Origin of the sequence: Acetobacter pasteurianus (genome assembly GCF_009914215.2) — a bacterium.
GTDB classification, from domain to species: domain Bacteria; phylum Pseudomonadota; class Alphaproteobacteria; order Acetobacterales; family Acetobacteraceae; genus Acetobacter; species Acetobacter pasteurianus.
The window spans coordinates 2,620,446-2,642,602 of record NZ_CP039846.2 but is presented as its reverse complement, the minus strand read 5'-3'; the positions used below and the strand labels follow the sequence as shown (position 1 = coordinate 2,642,602).

Below are 22,157 nucleotides of genomic sequence, written 5' to 3'. Positions count from 1 at the left end.
CTCATTGGTTCCTGTTTTAAAGATCATGGTGTTTCTGCTTGGGGCGTAATAAGCCGCAGGCAATCTGTAAACACTGAATCCCATCCAGACTGATCCATAGCGATAAAGCCGAAGCTTCTGAGAAGGAAAGCCCCTTCGGCTGCAAAAATTGCCGTACGCGCCTGCCGCGCATCTTCTGCGGTGACGTTACAATCCCCAAACCATCCGGCGTACCATTCTCGTATCCGATTGAGGTATTTGGGGGATTGCAGCAGGGTAATCAGCATGCCTACCATTCTGGCTTGCGTAGCGGCATCTATCTGGCGGCATGCCAGAACATAGGCGCGCGCCCGCTCTGCCAGTGATGCCTTGGGCCCCGCATGTTTTTCTATTTCCAGATCAAAAGCTGCTATCCAGCGATCAATCATGGCGGTAATCAGGTCATCCTTGTTGCCAAAGCAGTATTGCAGGCCACCTTTGGTAATTCCTGCGGCTTTGGCCACGGCATCAAGCGTTAAAGCGGTTGCGCCGCCCTTCTGAACAAGCAGCTCTGCGCTGTCCAGAACGCTCTCCCGATCAATGGTTCTGCGGCGGCCCATGCACCGTCCTCTATTATTTCAATCCGTCCGGATGGAATTAAAATGAGAGCGATGATTGTGCAACCATATTATTGGAATACACGGATGCATTTTTAGAATGGCAGAAAGCAGCTAGATACAAGTAAGAAAATTTACATAATAGCATGATAATAAAAAATAATTTTCCCTTCTTACGGCCTTAGCGCATCTTCAATAAGGGCGTTCAGTGTCATCTTCTCACCTTCTCGCGTCAGCAAGGCTTCCAAAAGGCCGTCTATGGCCAATACAGCCAAGCCATGCACCTTGGCCCACAAGGCTGCGCGCGCACCGGCACGTGTATGGGCAGAATGCTGGCCTTTCAGCTCTCCCACCAATTGTGTGAGCATGGCAGATGTTTTGGCTGCGGCGGCATCCAGATGCGGGTTTTTCCTATCAATCACATCGCTGCGGAACATAAGTGTAAACAGGCCGGGATGCTGCATGGCAAACTGCACATAGGCTACGCCTACAGCGTATGGCCCTTTATCAAGCAGCGGCGTAAGCGTTGCGGCCAGTTCTTCATACCCAATGGTTGCCAGTGCGCTGAGCAGGCCTGTGAGATTTCCAAAATGCGGAATTGCTGCGGTTTGTGAAACACCCGTATGGCGCGTAATGGCCCGAAGCCCCAGCGCAGCAATGCCCTGCTCCTCCAGAATGGTGCGTGCGGAACGCAACAGAGCGGCACGCAAGTCTCCATGATGATAGGATTTTTTAGGCTGAACAGGCTGGGCCATTACATATTTTCCAGAATATTCACGATGACCATCAGAACACTTGACATTCTATCCCCATGTTCCATTCTTAACATTGTTAAGTTTCAACTTGTCGGGCGGTCAAACACAAGACCAATAGCCTGAGGAAGGATCCCTCTTGCGTTTTCTCCCCTCTGTTTATCATGTTTCTCGTCTGGTTGCTGGTTTTTGCCTGATGGGGGTGAGTTCTGGCGCCATTGCAGCAACAGCCTCTCCTTCCGGCACGGCTGGTACGCTGACATCGTCTCAATCCTTACCAGATGCTTTTACGTTGCCAGATGCTGGGCGTTCCCTGCGCATTACGTACCTTTCCACCAATGGCATTACAGGCAAAGGGCTTGTGCCGGTTACGGCTGAAGTGATTCTGCCCACAGGTAAGCCGCCTGCTGGTGGGTGGCCTATTGTTGCCTGGGCACATGGCACGGTAGGCGTTGCAGACCGCTGCGCACCCTCTAACAACCCGTGGAGCGCACGGAACAAGCGTTATCTTTCTGAATGGATGAAGCGTGGCTTTGCCGTAGTGGGCACGGATTATCAGGGCTTAGGCACCCCCGGCACTCACCCGTATCTGAACACGCGAGTGGAAGCCTATAGCCTGCTGGACGGCGTGAAGGCAGCTTTGGCCTCGGTGCCCGATTTGCAGAACAAGATCATGATTGTCGGGCAGTCTCAAGGTGGTGGGGCTGCTTTTGCTTCGGCTGCTTTTGCCCCAATCTATGCGCCAGAACTGAATATTCGGGGCACGGTGGCCACGGGTGCGCCTTATATTACGCCGGAACTGCTCAAGCAGATGGCAACTGCGCCGGACAATGCGCCATATAACCCCGTTATTGTTTATGCGCTTTATCTGGCACAGGGGCTTTCTGGTTACGATACGGCCTTTAAGCCGGAAAGTGTTTTTACGGCAAAAGCCATGCCAGCCTACCGTGCCGCAGCCAATTTGTGTGTGTATGAACTGACAGATAAGGTGAAGGAGGATGGCCTGAATTTCAGCAACTCTCTTAAGCCCGATTTTGCAAAAAATCTGGCTCCGGCTTTACAGGCAATGCAATACCCCACCATGCATCTGGCTCAACCGCTGTTTATGGGCACCGGAGAGCTTGATAAGGATGTGCCTCCGCCGCTTCAGTACGGGTTGGTAAAGGCCGCCTGTGCTGCTGGCACAGTTGTGCAGGCGCATGTTTATAAAGGTCTGAACCATGATCAGACGGTAAATGCCTCATTACCGGATTCAGCTTCTTTCACGCAGGCCGTCATGAACGGGCAAACTGTTACGCCTCAGTGCACCCCAACGCCGGAATAAAAGCACTTACACATATTCAGGCTTGATTGCGGGAGGGAAAGCGGCGGCTTTACGTTTTTCCTCCCTTGTGCGGGGTATATAACGCCTTCAATATTCACGCATGACAGATACCCCTGCTGCGTGCGTTTATCGCATCCATCGTTTTTTGCAGTCTCCGGCAGGAGGTGCAACAGCCCTGCTTCTGGCCTCACTTACGGGGTTTGCTCTGGCAAACTCGGCTTGGTGTGGTAGTTACGAAGCCCTGATTACAACACCCATGCGGCTTTCTATTTTAGGACCGCACACGCCAGATACGCTTGAGGCATGGGTATCTGATGGGTTGATGACGCTTTTTTTCCTGCTGATTATTCTGGAAATCAAGAAAGAGATGGTTTCGGGCCATCTTTCATCCATGCGTCAGATTGCCTTGCCATTGATTGGCGCATTGGGTGGTATGGCTGTGCCAGCGCTTACCTATCTTCTGGTAACGTACAAGCATGCAGAAGCGGTTCATGGATGGGCCATTCCTGTGGCCACCGATGCCGCATTTACATTGCCCGTTATTATGGCGCTGGGGGCGCGTGTTTCTGCCGGGGCGCGGGCATGGCTTATGGCCCTTGCCATTTTTGATGATGTGTTGGGCATTGTTGTTATTGCCCTGTTTTACGGTTCTGCCCTTTACTGGCCTGCACTGGCTGGCGTGCTGTGTGTAACCGTGGGCATGATTGCTGCAAACTGGTTGGGATGCAGATCTTTGTGGATTTATTCTGCCGGATGCCTGCTGCTTTGGGGCATGCTTTTATCTTCCGGCCTGCACCCAACGCTTGCCGGGGTGATTACTGGCCTTTGCCTGCCAGCTCAACCACCTGCAACAGATACAGAACAGATGACGCCGCTTGAAAAAGTATCATCCGCGTTAACGCCTTTCGTAACATGGCTGGTGCTGCCCCTATTTGGCTTTATGAATGTTGGGGTTTCTCTTGCTGGTATGCATATGGATGCAGTTCTTGCTCCCGTTCCTCTGGGCATCATGCTGGGGTTGATTATAGGAAAGCCCGTGGGTGTGTTTGGAGCAACCATATTGTCGTTCCAACTACGCATAGCGTCTGCTCCAGCCGCAACATCAATAAAAATGCTTTTCGGGCTTTCTTTGCTGTGCGGTATTGGCTTTACCATCAGTCTGTTTATTGCCGGTCTGGCATTCAAAGATGCAGACACAATTGTATCTGCAAAACTGGGGATATTTGCGGGATCTGTTGTTGCAGCATTGGCCGGATGGAGTTGGCTGCGCTGCTTGCCTGTCGAACAACCAAGCCAGTGTTCTGCCAACCTTGCGACTATGAGCAGCAAATAAGGTTGGCGTGCTAGTTTGCTTTGTGTCTGCATAGTTTGTTAAGGGCAGACACAAAGCAGAACTGTAAGTTTTTACCCTATACGAATAAGCTTGCGGTTAATGAATTCCTCAATCCCGAGGAAAGAAAGCTCCCGGCCAAAGCCAGAATTTTTAATGCCCCCAAATGGCAGTTCGGGTGCAGCAGCGGTGGCTGTATTAATAAACATCATACCGGTTTCAACCTGCTCGGCCACCTTTTCTGCCCGCCCGATATCGCGCGAGAATACGGAACCACCAAGGCCATATGGTGAGTCATTTGCCAGATCAACGGCTTCCTGTTCAGATGAAACCTTATGAACAACCGCAACCGGGCCAAAGATTTCCTGATAAAAAACAGGGTTATCTTTTTTCACATTGGTCAGAATTGTGGGTTCCATAAAGAACCCTTTACGGTTTATCCGCTTGCCACCAGCAACCAGTGTTGCGCCGGCTTTTACAGCTTCATCAATTTGTTCCAGCACCAGATCCAGCGCGCGTTTGCTGCTCATGGGACCATGTGTAGTGCCTTCTGCCAATGGGTCCCCGATACGGAATTGGGTGATGGCCTTTTTCAACCCATCCAGAAATGCATCATAAATTTTTTCATGCACAATCATGCGTTTGGCCGCAGTGCATACTTGTCCGTTATTGGCAAAGCGGCCCCATGTAGCCCATTTGATGGCAAGTTCCAGATCGGCATCATCCAGCACAATAAAGGCATCACTGCCGCCAAGTTCCATCGTGTCCTTCTTAAGTGCGGCTCCAGCTTCTGCCGCTACGGCCTGCCCTGCCCGTTCACTACCAGTAAGCGCCACACCACGAATACGGACATCCTTGATCAGCTCGGCAGATTGATCATTGCTTAGGAAAATATTGGTATAAACGCCAGCTGGCGCTCCGGCATCATGAAACAGTTTTTCAAACGCCAAGGCGCATTGCGGCACGTTGGGGGCATGTTTGGCGATCACCACATTGCCCGCCATCAGGTTGGGGCCTGCTACCCGTGCCAGTTGGTAATAGGGAAAGTTCCAAGGCTCGATGCAATAAATAACCCCTAGTGGCTGATTGATTATTTTTGCGCTGCCATCTTTTACCTTGAGCGGCGTGGGAGCCAGAAACTCCTCTGCCCCATTGGCGTAGAAGGAAAGAATATCTGCCGTGATATCAATTTCTTCCAGCGCATCTGGCAGTGCTTTGCCCATTTCCGTGGCAATCAGGCGCGCATGGGCTTGCCGGTCCTTACGCAGCAGATCAGCCGCCTTTGACATAATGATTTTACGCTCGGCAATGCTGCGTTTTTTCCAATCTGTGCGCCAGATATGGTCCGCCCTGTCTATGATCGCCTGCATCTGTTCAGGGGTATGCAGTTCAAACGTGCGTTCAACACTTTCGGTGGTGGGGTTAATTGTCTGATACGTAATCATTTTTTCTCATCCTGATTATAAAAAGGGTAATCGGTGTATCCGTGCGCGCTGCCGCCATACATGGTTGTGGGGTCTAGGGCGTTAAGGGGCCATCCGTGCTGCAAACGTGCCGGTAAATCCGGGTTGGCGATGAATTTGCGGCCAAACCCGATCATGTCTGCCCAGCCATTTTGCAAAACGTGGTCTGCTTTGGCTTTATCGTAACGGCCCGCGCACAAAATGCGGCCCGGAAAGATATCGCGCACGGCAGCACGGAATGAATCCGGCATGTCTGGCGCGTTATCCCAGTCCGCTTCTGCCAGGGAGAGATATGCAATGCCTGCATCGGCCAAAACACGTACCGCTTGGGTGTAGGTTTCTGCCGGATTGCTTTCCAACAAGCCGAGATAAACGCGTTCTTCCTTGGTTGTACTGAACAGTGGAGAAAACCTGACGCCCAGCCTTTCAGGAGAAACCACGGCAGAAACAGCCTCTACCACTTCACGCAAAAATCTCAGCCGGTTGGAGAGCGAACCGCCATAGGCATCTGTGCGAAAATTGGCGCGTTCGGAAATAAACTGGTTGACCAGATACCCATTGGCAGCGTGAATTTCTACGCCATCAAATCCGGCTTGCAGAGCGTTTCTGGCCGCCTGCGCATAAAGCTCTACTAGTTCGTGAATTTCGGGAATGGTTAATGCACGAGGGGTATCGGGCGGCACCAGTTTTCCGGTGCCCGGGCCGGTTGGGATAAAAACATTCACACCCGTTGCGGCTACAGCAGATGGTGCAATAGGTGGTTGGTGATTGGGTTGCAAAAGATGGTGCGAAACACGACCAACATGCCAAAGCTGCGCAAAAATGGGGCGCTTTTTGGCGTGCACGGCATCTGTTACCAGTTTCCAGCCCGCAATCTGTTCAGGGGAGTAAATGCCGGGTGTCCAGGCATAGCCCTGCCCGCGTGGTTCTATTTGTGTGCCTTCGGTAAGCAAAAAACCTGCCTGCGTACGCTGGGCATAGTATTCTGCCATAAGCGCATTGGGGATATCACCCGGCTGGGTGCTGCGGCAGCGGGTTAACGGCGGCAGAAAAATCCGGTTTTCTAGGGGCAGATCACCCAGTGTTATGGGGTCAAAAAGAGAAATTGAAGTCATGATCAGCCTTGTTCAGAAGCAGGAATAGTCTCTGGTCTGCTCGTAAACATTGGCCTATTAGGTTTAAGGCGCAAGAACGCACATAAACCGCCTATAGTGTCAGGAATGATACCATGCCCCGTATTCGCCACACCACGCTAACATGCAGCTCCGGCTGCACCGTAGAAGCCACGCTGGAGTTGTTTGGGGGCAAATGGAAGGCGCTTATTCTGTATCATCTGTTTGAAGATGGCGTGCTGCGCTTTAGCGAATTCCGTAGGCGTATGCCAAATGTGACGCAGCGTATGCTGACGAACCAGTTGCGAGAACTGGAAGCTGATGGCCTGATTTCCCGCACGGTTTTTCCCGAAGTGCCACCACGGGTGGAATATGAACTGACCGACCTAGGCAAAACCCTCAAGCCGGTCATCCATGCACTCAAGGAATGGGGCGATAAATACGCCCATAGCCTGAAGCAGAAAAAAGAATAGGTGGTGAGTGAAAGCCCCCTCACCCACGTTATCTAAACGAGCGTGAGAGGGGCTTTAATTTCAATCCAGCTTTTCACGCTGCCAGAAGCGAAGTGCGCCGCAGGTTTTTACAAATGCATTGGCATCGTTTTTGCTACCAAGCTTGATGCAGCCTTTATCCACATCGTCAGCCAAACCCGCCTTTTTGAACAACGTGCAGGCCTCTGCCGAATACCCAATAAATTTGCAGTGCGTGAAGGCGTCTGTAAGGAAATCCTTGGCCGCAGGATTGCTGGCCAGAACTTTTGTACCTTCCTTGGAAGCCAGAATGGCTACGGCATCGTATAATACCGATGGGCCTCCATCTATCTTCTGCTGCGCAGCCACCTTGGTACCATCTGAAAGTGTAATGCCGCCAATTTTGGGGGCCACCACTTCATAATTGGCTTTTTCTGCCTGAAGAGCAGCAATAAGCGCAACAAAAAGGTCTGCATCCACGCCATCTGTTGCCAGAATACCCATTTTTCGGCCTGCAAATGTTTTTGGCCCATTTTTGAGGATGCTGAGCGCATCAGACGCTGGCAGATCAGTACGCGTAGGCTGAGTTGTTTCTGCGGGATCAGGCAATGGCAAGCCCAGACCATCAGCTACCGTTGTTGCCAGATCCTCATCAATATGCAGCAGATGGGAGACAACGCGGGAGCGAATATCGGGCCGTTCTACCTTGCTCAGTTCAAACGTAATGCCATCTGCAATATGCTTCTGCTCAATGGGCGTCTGGCTGATGTAAAACTGTCGCGCCTGGCTGTAGTGGTCGGAAAAACTTTCGGGCCGTAGGCGCCGCTTGGGGCCTGTTTCCTCGCTTGCAAAACTGCGGAAGCCCTGTTTTGGGTTTTCACGCGGGCCACCTGCTGCCCCCCAACTGTTCGGCTCGTAATTGGCGCGGCCTACCGGGTTGTGCATGGCCATATGCCCATCCTGCTGAAAATGCGCCATGGGGCATTTGGGAGCATTGATGGGGATATGCGTAAAATTGGGGCTACCAAGCCGTTTTACCTGTGTATCCAGATATGAGAAATTTCGGCCCTGAAGCAGTGGATCGTTTGAGAAATCAATGCCTGGCGGCACGTTCTGGGTGCAGAACGCAACCTGCTCTGTTTCGGCAAAAAAGTTATCAACAACGCGGTCCAGCACCAGACGGCCCACTATTCTTACGGGCACCAGTTCTTCAGGAATAAGTTTGGTGGGGTCCAGCACATCGAAATCGAATTTTTCGGCAAATTCTTCGTCAAAAAGCTGCACGCCCAGTTCCCATTCGGGAAAGTCCCCGCTGGAAATTGCGCTCCAGAGATCTCGCCGATGAAAATCAGGGTCTGCCCCATTGATCTTGACCGCTTCATTCCAGACAACAGACTGCAGGCCCTGCTTGGGCTTCCAATGAAACTTCACAAAGGTTGAACGGTCATTGCTGTCCAGAAAACGGAATGTATGCACCCCAAACCCCTCCATAAAACGGAAGGAGCGTGGGATACCCCGGTCTGACATCACCCACATGATCATATGAAAGCTTTCCGGGGTGAGTGAAATGAAATCCCAGAAGTTATCATGCGCAGATTGAGCCTGCGGAAAATCGCGGTCTGGCGCTGGTTTTACGGAGTGCACCATATCAGGAAACTTGATGGCATCCTGAATGAAGAATACCGGGATATTGTTGCCAACCAGATCCCAGTTACCTTCCTTGGTATAGAGTTTAACGGCAAATCCACGGACATCGCGCGCAACATCGAACGAGCCTTTAGATCCCGCTACCGTGGAAAACCGTACAAAAGCAGGCGTGCGCTCTCCTACGTTCTGAAAAATAGCTGCGCGCGTTACGTCTTGCAGGCTGTCTGTCAGTTCAAAATAACCATGGGCACCATAGCCACGGGCGTGCACAACACGTTCGGGAATACGTTCGTGGTCAAAATGGAAAATCTTTTCCCGGAAATGGAAATCCTCCATCAACGCCGGGCCGCGTGCACCGTAACGCAGCGTGTTCTGATCATCCGCTACGGGAATACCCTGAGCAGAGGTAAGTGTTGCAACATCACCGCCAGCCTGCTGGTGTGTTTCTCCCCCATTTCCCTGTTGCTCGGTATAGCTTGGTTCAATTTTATCTTTATTTGCCTTTAAACCGTTTTTGGCAGCTTTGCTGGGCGTGTTTTTTTTGACAACCATGATCTTCTCCTCGCCAGTGTTTCGGCGGGAGCGTCGTCCCTTTACATGTCTTAAATCTTGCGTCTCTAAGGTTTCGTCGCTCCCCGTATTCTAGTTCTTACGTGTGGGGGGCAAAATGGTTCCAATGGCAGATTTTGGCTGCACAAGCATCACAACACAAAATGTGTTATGTCGGGCTTATGGCAATTTCTATCCTTCCCAATATTTCTTTGGCCGATTCCGAACTGGAGGTCTCTTATATTTTGGCATCTGGTCCAGGGGGGCAGAATGTCAACAAGGTTGCCACGGCTGCTCAATTACGGTTCGATGCAGCGCATTCTTCTTCCTTGCCAGATCGGGTGCGTGCACGCTTGCTGGAACTTGCAGGCAGTCGTGCCACGCGTGACGGTGTTATTGTTATTACAGCACGACGTTTTCGCACGCAGCAGCGCAACCGTGAGGATGCAATAGAGCGTCTGGCTGCCTTGATACGTGAAGCTGCACACCGCCCGGCTTTTCGTGTTGCTACGCGACCTAGCCGCGCTGCGCGCCAACGGCGGTTGCAGGGAAAAGCACATCGCGCACGTATTAAACAAGGGCGCACAGTGCGGCTTGATGATTGATATTGCCAAATAAGCCAATAGGAATGGCTTACTGTGTTCCTTTGAAAATTATTTTTGGTTTCTTCTTTTAAGAGATAATCCGCTCAGGAACGTTTACCCCGTTCCAGCGTTGAATGACGGCTGAATACTTGGCGATTAGAAGAATATTCTATTTGTCCGAGTGCTTTATTGCCTTTCTTGAAATCTACTTAAAGCACAATCGAAATGTTTGCGGCTGGTTTCTCTTGGATGGAGAACGAAAATGCGCACCCCTTTTGTAAAAAATCAGGCTTCTTCTGATGTTTCAAAAACAGAAAAGAAGGTGGGGCAGAATGTGGCTGATGACAAAGCAGTTGGTGAAGATTCTTTGCCAGAAAACAAAAAATCACAAAATAAAATGGTGAAAAATAAAACGTTGTTAGAAGAAAAAGCGCTTTCGACCGCTCTAAGAACAAGAAAAAGTCTGTTTCGGAAATAACAAATAAAGGCCGCATTCAGCTTTGTATGGCCCTTATGAGGGAGTTGGTGCATGCGTACAGAACACCCATCAGATACCGGCCCCAAAAGTGCCAGTCGTTCATTTTTACGCGGTTTGTTTGGGAGTCATGGTCCCGTTAACATACAGGATGATCATTTCCCCATAAAAAGCGAAATTTTTGGCATTGAACGTCTGGAGGCGCATGCCAGAAGCTTGGCCGTAGCACAGGCCATTGTGCCCGCAAGGCATAATCGGCGTGGGCAGCCCCTCAAGCGCAGGTTGGCAGAAAATGCCGCAGTGCTTGCAGCAGCCAATGAAACAGTGACCAAGGCCAGCCAAAGGGGCCGATTATTACCGCCAGCAGCTCAGTGGCTGGCAGATAACTATGCCCTTATTGATATGCAGATTAGAGAAACCAGTCTGGATCTGCCAAGTGGGTATTACACGCGCCTGCCCAAGCTTGCGAATGGCCCTTTTGTTGGTTTGCCGCGCGTTTTTGGCATTACATGGGCTTTTGTTGCGCATACAGACAGCTATCTTCAGCCTGATTTTTTACGGCGGTTTCTGCTTGCTTACCAAACGGTTACACCACTTACGATAGGTGAGCTTTGGGCTGTTCCCATTACCTTGCGCATTGTTTTAATAGAAAACCTGCGCCGTATTGTAAGCGCCATTATAGATAGCCACGCAAGCCAACAGGCGGCGGATATTTTGGCTGATCAACTTGCAGCGGCCCGCAAGAACGATGCGCCTAAATTGTCTACCATATTATCTCAAATAGACCCACGTATAATTACACCTGCGTTTACGGCGCAGCTTGCGCATCGTTCAAGAGGAATAGATCCAGAAAAAGACCCCGTGCTTATATGGTTGGAGCAGCGTCTGGCAGACAAAAAAACAAATATCGAGCAAGGCATTCAGGAATATTTACAGACGCAGGGTGCTTTTAACGCAACTATTCGAAATATCATTACCAGTTTGCGGCATATTGCAGAATCTGATTGGACAGAAACTTTCGAGCAAGTGTGCTTGGTGGATACAGTATTTGCAGAATATGCAAGTTTTACATCTGCCGATTTTGCCAGCCGAGACCTTTACCGCAAAGCTATTGAGGATTTGGCTTATGGTAGTACCGTTGATGAAATTGAGATTGCCAAGAAGGCTGTTTTTTTAGCGCAAGACGCAGCTTCTTCCAGTGGGTTTGACCAGCGCAAGAGTGATCCCGGTTATTATCTGGTGATGGAAGGTCGTTCCATTCTGGAAGCTTCCATAGGTTTTCGTCCCAGCCTTTCCAGAAAACTGGCACAAGCATTTTGCCAAAGTGGCATTACAGGCTATGCCGTGGTTGTTTTTATACTGGCACTCATCTTTGTGGCGGGGCCTGTGTGGCTTTCCTTTCAGGAAAACGCATGGTTTCCATGGGTTCTGTTGGTAGCTGCGTTGGCACTTGCCCCCGCATTGGAGGCCGCCGTTGCGTGCATTAACTGGCTGGCTTTGCGTGTTACCAAGGTAACGGCATTGCCGGGGTTGGAGCTTTTAGGCGGTATTCCGGTAAAACTGCGCACAATGGTGGTTATTCCTGCCCTACTTACCAACGTAAAAACGGTGGATGAGCTTTTATCTCGGTTAGAAATCCACTATCTGGCCACTCATGATAGCGGTGTTTATTTTGCGCTTTTAACAGATTGGTCTGATCATTCAGAGGCCTCTGCCCCAGAAGATGATACACTTTTTCAGTTAGCTTCTGCCGGTATTCATCATCTTAACGAAAAATACGGGTCTGTGCCGGATGGCAACAGGTTTCTCCTTCTGCACCGCCACAGGGTTTGGAGCGAGAGTGAAGGCGTATGGATGGGGTGGGAGCGCAAACGGGGAAAGCTGCATGAGTTGAACCGCCTATTGCGCGGCGCAACAGACACCACTTTTCTGGCTGAATGCAGCCAGAATATTCCCCAAGCTGTAAAATATATCGTCACACTGGATGCCGATACACGCTTGCCCCTTGAAACAGTCAAAAAACTGGTGGGCAAACTGGCGCATCCTCTTAATGCACCGCAATTTAATGCAACAACCGGGCGTGTGCAGCAGGGTTATGCTGTTCTGCAACCTCGTGTTACGCCCTCTTTGCCTATCGGGCATCAGAGCACTTTGTTCCAGCGTATTTTCTCTGCATCTAGCGGGATAGATGCCTATTCCTCTGCAATATCAGATCTTTATCAGGATATGTTTGGAGAGGGATCTTACGCGGGCAAAGGCATTTACGAAATTGATGCGTTTGAAGCTGCCTTGGCCGGGCGTGTGCCAGAAGCAACGCTTTTAAGCCATGATCTGTTTGAAGGTATTTTTGCACGCGCCGGATTGGTTTCTGACATTGAGGTGATAGAGGAATTTCCGACAGATTACCTGGTTGCGGCCCAAAGGCTCCATCGCTGGACACGGGGAGACTGGCAACTGCTTCCCTGGATTGTTTCTGGCATATTTCGCACCCCTTCCCCACGCAACAGCTTATCCGGAATTGCGCGTTGGAAAATGGTGGATAACCTCCGCCGCACCCTATGTGCGCCCTTTACTTTGTTGGCGCTGATTATCAGTTGGATTTTGTTGCCAGAAAACGCTGGTATCTGGACACTGTTTATCCTTCTGATTATGGCTCTGCCCGCTTTTCTGCCTGTTATTCCCGATATTGCGCCACGCCGGGAATGGATTAGTTTTCGCAGCTATTTTAATGTGTTGGGGGCATCCATTTCCAATGCCGTTATTATGACGGCACTTAACATCACGTTTCTGGTGCATCAGGCCTGCCTATTGGGTGATGCAATTATTCGCACTCTTGGGCGAGTTTTTGTAACACGGCGATATTTGTTGCAGTGGGTGCCCGCGGCGCAAACGGCAGATCTTTTGCAGTCTGGCTTGCTGCAATATTACCTGAAAATGCTTTCTGCCCCACTTATTGCGGTCATTCTTGTCATACAGGTGACCATGCAGGATGTGGGAAACCTGATTTTTATTGGCCCACTGGCTGTTCTATGGGCGTTTTCTCCTGCTATTGGGTTATGGACAAGCCGGGTTGCAGTTTTAACGGCTCAATCCCGTCCTTCCCGCACAGATATTCGCACTTTGCGTCTGACTGCCCGCAATACGTGGCGCTTTTTTGAAGAATTTGTCACCGCGGATGATCACATGCTTCCGCCAGACAATTTTCAGGAAGTGCCCTCTCCCGTTATCGCCAGACGTACATCTCCCACCAATATAGGGCTTTATCTTTTATGCACGGTCAGTGCCTATGATTTTGGCTGGAATGGTCTGGCTGATACAATAGAACGGCTTGAAAATACTTTCAAAACACTAGATGAATTGGAAAAATATAAAGGGCATTTGTATAACTGGTACAGCACGGCTGATTTGGAGCCGCTAGCGCCTTTATATGTTTCCACCGTAGATAGCGGTAATTTTGCGGGCCACCTTGTTGCTCTGGCACGCGCTTGCCGGGAGTGGATTAAAAATACAGCCCAACCCTCTATGTGGCGTGAAGGTATAGCAGATGCCATTACCCTTGCCATTACAGATCTTACTTTCCGTAATGGTGAACGGTTGCAGAACACAAAACAGCAAAAAGTTTTGATCCGATCACTCGCGCGGTTAAAAACCTCTGTTCTGAGTGCTTCTGAAGTAAAAACAGAGGCCAGTTTGCTGTTGTTACAGAAACAGGCACAAACCATAGCAGAACACGCAGTTCATCTTTATGCAGAAACCAATGGGGCAGAAGAACAGGCAGTGTCAGACCCGCTTTTCTGGTCTCTGGCGCCATTAAAGGCGATTGAAAGCCATCTGCGTGATTTGGATCATGTACAAAGCGCAACTTTTGAAGCCCGGCTGAAAGCACTACAGACCAAAGCTACCTTGCTTGCATACGGCATGGATTTTGCCTTTTTGCGAGATCCTGCACGCAAACTTCTCTCTATCGGGTTTGTTGTTACCGAAGATACCCCAGATAGTAATTGTTATGATCTGCTAGCCTCTGAATCCCGGTTGGCGGTCTTTTTTGCCATCGCAAAAGGAGACATTCCCGCACGGGACTGGTTCCGCTTGGGGCGTGCCCTAACCTCTGCTGGCAGTGGCGCCGCACTGGTATCGTGGTCTGGCTCAATGTTTGAATATCTTATGCCTTCTCTGGTGATGCGTGCGCCTATAGGCAGCCTGCTCCAGCAAACCAACGCGCTTATTGTGCAGCGCCAGATTGCTTATGGGCAATCTCACAATATTCCATGGGGGATTTCGGAATCCGCCTATAATGTGCGGGATGTAGATTACACCTATCAATACTCCAACTTTGGTATTCCGGGGCTAGGGTTAAAACGTGGCCTTGGGCAGGATAGAGTGGTGGCGCCCTATGCCACCTTGCTGGCCTCTATGGTTGATCCGCAAAAAGCTGTGGCCAATTTGTCTGTTCTGGAAAAAACAGGCGCACATGGTCGATACGGTTTTTACGAAGCTCTGGATTACACCCCAGAACGCGTGCCGGATGGGCAGGAAATGGCCATTGTGCAGGCTTACATGGCGCACCATCAGGGCATGTCCATTCTTTCCGTGGCAGACGCCGTTCTGGATGGCATCATGAGAAAACGCTTTCATGATGACCCTGTCATAGCCTCGGCCGAACTGCTGTTGCAGGAACGCGCACCCCGCACAGGTGCGGTAGCCCACCCCCTGCCAATAGAAGAATACCCTCTTCCGCGCTCGGAATTGCCGCAAGCGACATCTGGCCGCTACTACGGTACGGATTATACGCTCGCTCCTGTTACGCATCTTCTTTCCAATGGCCGTTATACAGTTATGCTCACGGCTGCGGGGGCTGGCTATACCATGTGGCAGGGATTGGCTGTTACGCGCTGGCGGGAAGATCCAACGCTGGATAATTTTGGATCATATCTTTATCTGAAAAACGTAAAGACCGGGAAAGTCTGGTCTGCCGGCATCCAACCCTGTGGGGAAGAACCGGATGATTACGTAAGTGTTTTCCATGAAGATCGCGCAGAGTTCACACGCCGCGATGGCTCTCTGACCACAACAGTCGAAGTCATGGTTTCTGCGGAGGATGATGCCGATGTGCGCTACCTGAGTGTTTTTAATGGTGGCTATGATAGTGTTGAAATAGATATTACATCTTATGCAGAACTGGCTTTGCTTGCACCAGATTCAGATCTTGCGCATCCGGCTTTTACCAAACTGTTTGTAGAAACAGATTACCTGCCAGAAGCCAAAGCCCTTATAGCAACCCGCAGGCGGCGCACCCCTAATGAGCCTGAAATCTGGGCCGCACATGTGGCTGTGTGTTCCACCCCCATTATGGTGGAAACAAACCGTGCGCAGTTTATTGGGCGCGGCCATACAGCCCGGTTTCCTGCAGCACTGGCGGGCAAAACACAACTTTCTGGGCAAACAGGCACAGTGCTAGACCCTTGCTTTGCCATGCGCAGCCGTGTCAGCATCAAGCCCGGAGCTACAGCGCGGATCACGTTCTGGACAATGGTTGCTTCATCCCGTCAGGAGCTGGAACGGCTGATTGAAGTGCATCAGGATGATACTGCGTTGGATCGTGCACGCACACTGGCCTGGACACAGGCGCAAATTCAGTTCCGGCATTTTGATATTACCCCGGCAGAAGCCGATCTGTTCCAGCGTCTGGCAGGCCATATTCTGTTTGCCAATGCGGCTTTACGGGCACCATCCGCAGTTATCATGCAAGGTATGGCCGCCCAGCCAACGCTATGGGAACAAGGTATTTCTGGTGATCTGCCCCTGGTTGTTTTGCGCGTAAAGGATACGCCAGATACAGATATTGTCCGGCAGGTACTGCTGGCGCATGAATACTTGCGGCTTAAGCAGGTTGCTGTGGATCTGGTGCTGATAAATGAACACCCATCGTCCTATCTGCAGGATTTACAGAACACTCTTGAAAACCTTGTTCGCTCTATGCCCAGAATGGCAACCGTGGCTGGCTCTATCTGCATTTTACGGGCTGATCTGATATCCGCTCCAGTTAAGAACCTGTTACTGGCGGCAGCCCGTGTTGTTCTTACGGCAGATAAGGGTTTGGCAGAACAGCTTGATCAGGCCGATGTGGCAATGGCCCCAAAATCTGTTCTGTTTCAAACGCCGCATGTGTTCGCGCCCAGTGTTTTCAAGGTGCCTGATATTCCCGAACTTGAATTTTTTAATGGGCATGGTGGATTTGCTCATAACGGACAGGAATATGTGGTTGTGCTGCCACCCGGCCACACAACCCCGGCCCCATGGATTAACGTGATTGCCAATGATACTGCGGGTTTTCAGGCTTCTGCCGAAGGAAGCGGCTACACATGGGCACTAAATAGCCGTGAACACCAGATAACCCCGTGGTCGAATGATCCAGTCAGCAATCAGCCGGGCGAAATTTTCTACCTGCGGGATGAAGATACAAAGGTATTATGGAGCCCCACAGCAGCTATTCGCCGCGATGTGGATGCAACCTACGTTAGCCACCACGGGCACGGCTATACGCAATATGACCGTATTGCGCACGGTATAGGCAGCACGCTGTTGCAATATACGCCGGTAAAAGACCCCATCAAGATTTCCCGTCTGCAACTGCATAATCTTTCTGGCCAAGCTCGCACACTTTCTCTTACCGGATATGTTGAATGGGTGCTTGGCACAGCGCGCGCCAAAACAGCGTCTTTCATTACAACGGAAATAGATGATGCCACAGGGGCGCTATTTGCCCACAATCGGTGGAGTGCCGTTTATGGTGGTCGCGTTGCCTTTGCCGATATTGGCGGTTACGTCACAGCCAGTTCGGGAGATCGCACGTCCTTTGTAGGTAGAAATGGCACACTGGATAGCCCGTATGCTCTTACCTTGGCAGATACTGTGCAAGGAAGCACCGGTGCCGGGCTTGATCCATGCGGTGTTTTGCAAACCATAGTTACCCTGCCAGCAGATGGACGGGTGGAAATTGTTTTCCTGCTAGGAGAAGCAGAAAACGAGGCTGAAGCCAGGCAGATGATTGCCCATTACCGGACGGTTGATCTGGATACCGTTCTGGACGAGGTCAAACAGCAATGGCAGCATATTTGTGGGTCCATTCAGGTTAAAACACCAGATCGCAGCATGGACATTATGCTGAATGGCTGGCTGTTGTACCAAACACTTTCCAGCCGTGTGCGTGCCCGTGCAGGTTTTTATCAGGCCAGTGGGGCTTATGGGTTCAGGGATCAGTTGCAGGATGGCATGGCCCTTGCAGCCTCCTGCCCCGCTTTAGTGCGGGAGCATCTTGTTCGCGCGGCTTCCCGCCAGTTTGTGGAAGGTGATGTGCAGCATTGGTGGCTGCCTCAAACTGGTGCAGGCGTGCGCACCCATATTTCGGATGACTGCACATGGCTTGGTTACACAGTGGCACACTATGTCACCACAACGGGTGACCTTGCTGTTCTGGATGAAAATATCGGTTTTCTGGAAGCCCCTCCGCTGCCCATAACCGAGCACGATAACTTCATGGTTCCCGCACACTCGGCCGAAAGCGCGACGCTTTTTGAACATTGTGCCCGCGCGCTTGATCGGAGCCTTGCCGTGGGTGTGCATGGCCTTCCCCTTATGGGCACGGGGGACTGGAACGATGGCATGAACCGTGTGGGGGAACAGGGCCGTGGAGAAAGCGTGTGGCTTGGTTGGTTCCTCTACACCACGCTGGAGATATTTATCCCCATCGCTCGTGCCCGTAATGAAGATATGCGGGCAGATAAATGGCAACAGCATACCCGCAAACTGGCCAAAGCGCTGGAACACACATGGGATGGAGATTGGTACCTGCGGGCGTATTTTGATGATGGCACGCCTCTTGGCTCCCACACCATGCCGGAATGTCAGATAGATGCCATTTCCCAATCATGGTCTGTACTGTCTGGGGCAGCCATGCCGGAACGGGCCAACCATGCCATGCGCTCTGCCATCCATCGGTTGGTGCGGCAGCAGGATGGGCTTATTCTGGTGCTTACGCCACCATTTGATAAAGCCATGCCAGACCCCGGCTATATCCGTGGGTACCCACCCGGCATACGTGAAAATGGCGGACAGTACACCCACGCAGCTTTATGGACGGTTATGGCCATAGCGGCCTTGGGTGATGGTAATTTGGCCCAAACGTTGTTCCATATGCTCAACCCCATTACTCATAGCCAGACACCGGAACAGGCGGCCCGTTACAAGCTGGAACCCTACGTTATTGCCGCCGATGTGTATTCCGAAGCCCCGCATGTTGGGCGTGGTGGGTGGTCTTGGTACACCGGGTCTGCCGGTTGGATGCAACGGGTGGGTACCGAAACCATTCTTGGCGTGCGCATTCATGCTGATAAGCTTTTAATAGACCCGTGCATTCCACAGCATTGGCCGGAATTTGAGGTAACATTGCAATGGAAAACAGCGCGTTACAGTATTCTGGTGAAAAATCCGGATCATGTTTGCCGTGGTGTCAGAAAGATTACCGTAGATGGCGTGCAAAGTTACATGATGCATGAAGTGAACATGCAAGATGATGGGCTTTTACATAAAGTAGAAGTGATCCTTGGCTCATGAATATCTGCTAAACATAGAACGAATACCAATTTCTTCCCGTTCATGCCGCTATTAGGGGGATCAATATGCGCCGTATGTTTTTCATCACAACCGCTCTGTTCATGACAACACCGGCGCTTGCAGCCTCTGCCCCTCCTGTTGCCCTTACACATGTGCGTATTGTGGATGGCACCGGCGCACCCCCTATAGAAGATGCAACTCTTGTGATGCAGGGAGATCATATTCTTGCAGTTGGCAAGGATGTGGACATACCCAAAGATGCCAAAGTGCTGGATCGTTCAGGAGATACTGCCCTACCCGGCATTATTTCCGATCACAGCCATGTTGGGCAATATGAGGGTGTGACCACGGGTTCCCAGTTTTATACACGTGCCAATATCATGGCGGCACTTGGGCAGTATCGACGTTACGGTGTCACCACGGTTACGGCGTTGGGTAATAACGTGCCAGATGTGTTTGATCCGCTCCGGAAGGAGGCACATGCAGGAAAAACACCGGCTGATCTGTTCGGGGTTGATCAAGGCATTGGCGTTCCCAATGGTGCGCCGCCTGTAAATGTTGCACCTAACCAGCTTTTCCGCCCCAAAACAGCCAATCAAGCCCGAGAAGCCGTAGATACAATGGCAGATGAGGGCACGGATCTGGTTAAAATCTGGGTTGATGATTTTGATGGCACGCTTCCCGTTAAAATGAGCCCGGATATTATTGCTGCCGTTGTAGAGGAATCCCACAAACGCAAATTACGTGTGGCAGCGCATATTCATGATCTGGAAGATGCCCAACACGTTGTGGCCGCTGGAGTGGATATTCTTGCTCATGGTGTGCGGGATAAACCCGTTACGCCAGAGCTGGTTGCGGCGCTGAAATCCCGCGGCATCTGGTATATTGCCACCCTTCAACTGGATGAAGCCACAACAGCATGGGCTGATCGCGCGCCGTGGACGCAAACTCCATTTGCAATAGCAGGGCTTTCTGGCTCGTTACAGAAACAGATTAATGATCCCGCATGGCAGGAGCAGCACAAAGCCGGCAAACAGGCTGATTTTGCCCGCTCCTCTTTAGAGATGAACCTGCAAAACCTAAAAACACTGCATGATGCTGGTGTAAAAATAGGCTTTGGCACAGATAGCGGCGCTACCCCTTTGCGCGTGCCCGGAGTGGCAGAACATCGGGAACTGGCCCTTACAGTGCAGGCAGGTCTGACACCTTTGGAGACCATTCATATCGCCACCCAGAACGCTGCAGATTTGCTGAATCTTTCTGATCGGGGCGTATTGGCACCGGGTAAACGGGCAGATGTACTGGTGGTTTCCGGAAACCCTGCCGCCAATATAGAAAACGCCGACAAGATTATTGAAACATGGGAAAACGGTGTAGCCATTTCTCCCCCTGTGCTGCAAAAATAAAAAGCAGACTTTAACTTCCCCTATCTTTTCAGCGTTTAGGGCAAAAGTCGGAGCCTTATGGTTTATGGAGGGCATTACTACTTACTGTGGCCACTTTAAGCCGCGTTATGCTGCATTAAAGTGGCTAAGGTTTAATTGCATAGCGCAACGGGTTTGTGGAGGAAAACCACTCTCTACCTCATCTTGTAATACGGTCGCTAATCTTGGATTTATCAAGCTTTCAGGAAGGATTTTAAACCCAAGACGCGTATAAAAAGGCGCATTCCATGGCAGTTCCCGAAAAGTCGTCAGAGTGACTGCGCTAAGCTGGTATGCTTTTGCCCAACTACATGCCGTGTAAAGAAGCGCTGTTCCTATTCCCCGCTTCTGCTCTTTCTTACAAACGGACATTTCAAGAATATGAAACTCCTGTGCGTATATTCGCGCACAGAGAAAAGCGACAGGTTGACCATTATGATCAACAGCAACCCAACTTGTGCCAGCGGTTATGGCAGAAAGATGTATATCTACCGGCAAAACAGTATGATCGGCTATCCAGCTTAATGAAGGGATCTGCCGGAAAATCTGCGCAGCGGATTGCTCAATAAGTGCAAGAACAGGCACATCTTCAATGCACGTCTTACGTATGATGAAATCGGATTTATTCATTTTTCCATCTGCAATGTATTACGCCACAAATTCATAAGGCAACCATGCATAAGCCTCTCCACCTTACCAGACATACTTTACGTATGATGTGGCGCAGACCGTGGTAACGCTTAAAGCATTCTACCAAACCTATCTTTAATATGGCGTGCATAAAGGGCCTTGCCCTGATACGTTAGGCCTTACCGAGGGGAGCTCCGACATGGGGCTGAGATATTGCAGAGCCAACAGGCAGCGCAATGACCCTTTGAACCTGATCCGGGTTATGCCGGCGAAGGGACAGGTTTGACCACCCTATCCTTTTTGCTGGAATTGCGCGGCAGGGAGCCATGTTCTTGCGGAAAGGGAATTGCCCGACCATGATCGCCAATGTCTTGAGTATTGCTGGCACCGACCCCACAGGTGGTGCAGGAATTCATGCCGATATTAAAGCATTTTCGGCCATGGGGGCTTATGGCATGGCCGCCATTACGGCCGTGGTGGCCCAGAACACTCAAGGCGTGCGGTCCTTTGTGGCGCTAGACCCGCAATTTGTAGGCGAGCAGATTGACAGTGTGTTTGATGATGTGCGGGTAGATGCCGTTAAAATTGGGATGGTGCCCAATATCGGCATTGCCAAGGTTATTGCAGAACGGCTGCATCATCATGGTGCAAAAAATATTGTGCTTGATCCGGTTATGGTGGCCAAAAGTGGAGACCATCTTCTGGAAAGTAATGCAGTCAGCACTATCAGAGACCTTCTGGTGTCACTTGCAACGCTTATTACCCCCAACCTGCCAGAAGCAGGCGTTTTGCTGAATGTTAACCCTGTATGGACGCTGGATGAAATGCGCTTGCGGGTAAAAGAGTTAGCCAGGCTGGGCTCGGAATGGGTTTTGCTAAAAGGCGGCCACCTTGAAGGATCACCCCAGAGTGTTGATCTGCTTTACGGCCCGGATGGAAAAATTATTGAGTTTGCAGCGCCCCGTATTCACACACGTAATGACCACGGTACCGGCTGCACATTGTCTGCTGCAATAGCGGCGCTTCTACCTTCCAAATCGGTGGAAGAAAGCGTGCGTGAGGCAAAAGCGTATCTACACGGCGCCCTTGCCGCGAGTGATACGCTTGATGTCGGGCGTGGCCATGGCCCGCTGCATCATTTCCATCACCTTTGGACATAACGTGCAGTTTTATCGGCATCACATAGCGTGATGCCGATAAACAGGGATA

14 protein-coding genes and 1 riboswitch are annotated in these 22,157 nt (G+C 50.9%); of the genes, 8 read left to right on the top strand and 6 right to left on the bottom strand.

Annotated elements, in window-relative coordinates:
• Window positions 1-23: 23 nt before the first annotated feature.
• Together FCN51_RS25630 and FCN51_RS25625 are read right to left on the bottom strand one after the other, a co-directional pair.
• Window positions 24-578 (bottom strand): TetR/AcrR family transcriptional regulator, encoded by a 555-nt coding sequence (locus tag FCN51_RS25630; protein ID WP_003624473.1) that lies wholly within the window; start codon window positions 576-578, stop codon window positions 24-26.
• Window positions 579-748: 170 nt separating this feature from the next.
• Window positions 749-1,330, bottom strand: a complete 582-nt coding sequence (locus FCN51_RS25625) for a TetR/AcrR family transcriptional regulator (RefSeq protein WP_310256866.1) — start codon at window positions 1,328-1,330, stop codon at window positions 749-751.
• 136 nt (window positions 1,331-1,466) lie between these two features.
• On the opposite strand from FCN51_RS25625, the gene FCN51_RS25620 reads away from it, so the two are divergent.
• Both FCN51_RS25620 and nhaA read left to right on the top strand, forming a co-directional pair.
• The gene (locus FCN51_RS25620; protein WP_310256863.1) at window positions 1,467-2,651 is read left to right on the top strand and encodes a lipase family protein; all 1,185 of its coding nucleotides are present in this window, start codon (window positions 1,467-1,469) and stop codon (window positions 2,649-2,651) included.
• Between the two features lie 100 nt (window positions 2,652-2,751).
• On the top strand, window positions 2,752-3,984 hold the full coding sequence (gene nhaA / locus FCN51_RS25615) for a Na+/H+ antiporter NhaA (protein ID WP_310256861.1): 1,233 nt from the start codon (window positions 2,752-2,754) through the stop codon (window positions 3,982-3,984).
• 71 nt (window positions 3,985-4,055) lie between these two features.
• Here nhaA and FCN51_RS25610 read toward each other — a convergent pair whose 3' ends face one another.
• Both FCN51_RS25610 and FCN51_RS25605 read right to left on the bottom strand, forming a co-directional pair.
• Window positions 4,056-5,426, bottom strand: a complete 1,371-nt coding sequence (locus FCN51_RS25610; protein WP_310256858.1) for an NAD-dependent succinate-semialdehyde dehydrogenase — start codon at window positions 5,424-5,426, stop codon at window positions 4,056-4,058.
• A complete protein-coding gene (locus tag FCN51_RS25605) occupies window positions 5,423-6,559 on the bottom strand; it encodes an alkene reductase (RefSeq protein WP_310256853.1) in 1,137 nt (378 codons plus the stop codon). The genes FCN51_RS25610 and FCN51_RS25605 overlap by 4 nt, the downstream gene beginning before the upstream one ends.
• A 113-nt stretch (window positions 6,560-6,672) precedes the next feature.
• Here FCN51_RS25605 and FCN51_RS25600 point away from each other — a divergent pair, with 113 nt between their 5' ends.
• Complete coding sequence (locus FCN51_RS25600) at window positions 6,673-7,029, top strand: winged helix-turn-helix transcriptional regulator (protein WP_310256850.1); 357 nt, start codon at window positions 6,673-6,675, stop codon at window positions 7,027-7,029.
• 60 nt (window positions 7,030-7,089) lie between these two features.
• Here the strand turns inward: FCN51_RS25600 and katE are convergent, their stop codons facing one another.
• On the bottom strand, window positions 7,090-9,225 hold the full coding sequence (gene katE, locus FCN51_RS25595) for a catalase (protein ID WP_310256847.1): 2,136 nt from the start codon (window positions 9,223-9,225) through the stop codon (window positions 7,090-7,092).
• Window positions 9,226-9,386: 161 nt separating this feature from the next.
• Here katE and arfB point away from each other — a divergent pair, with 161 nt between their 5' ends.
• The 4 genes from arfB to FCN51_RS25575 all read left to right on the top strand — a co-directional run bounded on the left by arfB (window position 9,387) and on the right by FCN51_RS25575 (window position 20,300).
• Window positions 9,387-9,827 (top strand): alternative ribosome rescue aminoacyl-tRNA hydrolase ArfB, encoded by a 441-nt coding sequence (gene arfB, locus FCN51_RS25590; protein ID WP_012812954.1) that lies wholly within the window; start codon window positions 9,387-9,389, stop codon window positions 9,825-9,827.
• 241 nt (window positions 9,828-10,068) lie between these two features.
• Window positions 10,069-10,284 carry a hypothetical protein gene (locus FCN51_RS25585; protein ID WP_310256845.1) on the top strand — a complete coding sequence of 72 codons (216 nt, stop codon included), beginning with the start codon at window positions 10,069-10,071 and terminating at the stop codon, window positions 10,282-10,284.
• A 51-nt stretch (window positions 10,285-10,335) separates the two neighbouring features.
• Window positions 10,336-18,894, top strand: coding sequence for a GH36-type glycosyl hydrolase domain-containing protein (locus FCN51_RS25580; RefSeq protein WP_310256843.1), 8,559 nt, complete (start codon window positions 10,336-10,338; stop codon window positions 18,892-18,894).
• A 65-nt stretch (window positions 18,895-18,959) separates the two neighbouring features.
• A complete protein-coding gene (locus tag FCN51_RS25575) occupies window positions 18,960-20,300 on the top strand; it encodes an amidohydrolase family protein (protein WP_310256840.1) in 1,341 nt (446 codons plus the stop codon).
• 105 nt (window positions 20,301-20,405) lie between these two features.
• On the opposite strand, the gene FCN51_RS25570 is transcribed toward FCN51_RS25575, so the two are convergent.
• Window positions 20,406-20,948, bottom strand: coding sequence for a GNAT family N-acetyltransferase (locus FCN51_RS25570; RefSeq protein ID WP_310256836.1), 543 nt, complete (start codon window positions 20,946-20,948; stop codon window positions 20,406-20,408).
• Between the two features lie 175 nt (window positions 20,949-21,123).
• Window positions 21,124-21,243: riboswitch (TPP riboswitch) on the top strand.
• Window positions 21,244-21,304: 61 nt separating this feature from the next.
• Here FCN51_RS25570 and thiD point away from each other — a divergent pair.
• Entirely contained in the window at window positions 21,305-22,108 is an 804-nt protein-coding gene (gene thiD, locus FCN51_RS25565) for a bifunctional hydroxymethylpyrimidine kinase/phosphomethylpyrimidine kinase (protein ID WP_310256834.1), read from the top strand.
• The last annotated feature ends 49 nt before the right edge of the window (window positions 22,109-22,157 follow it).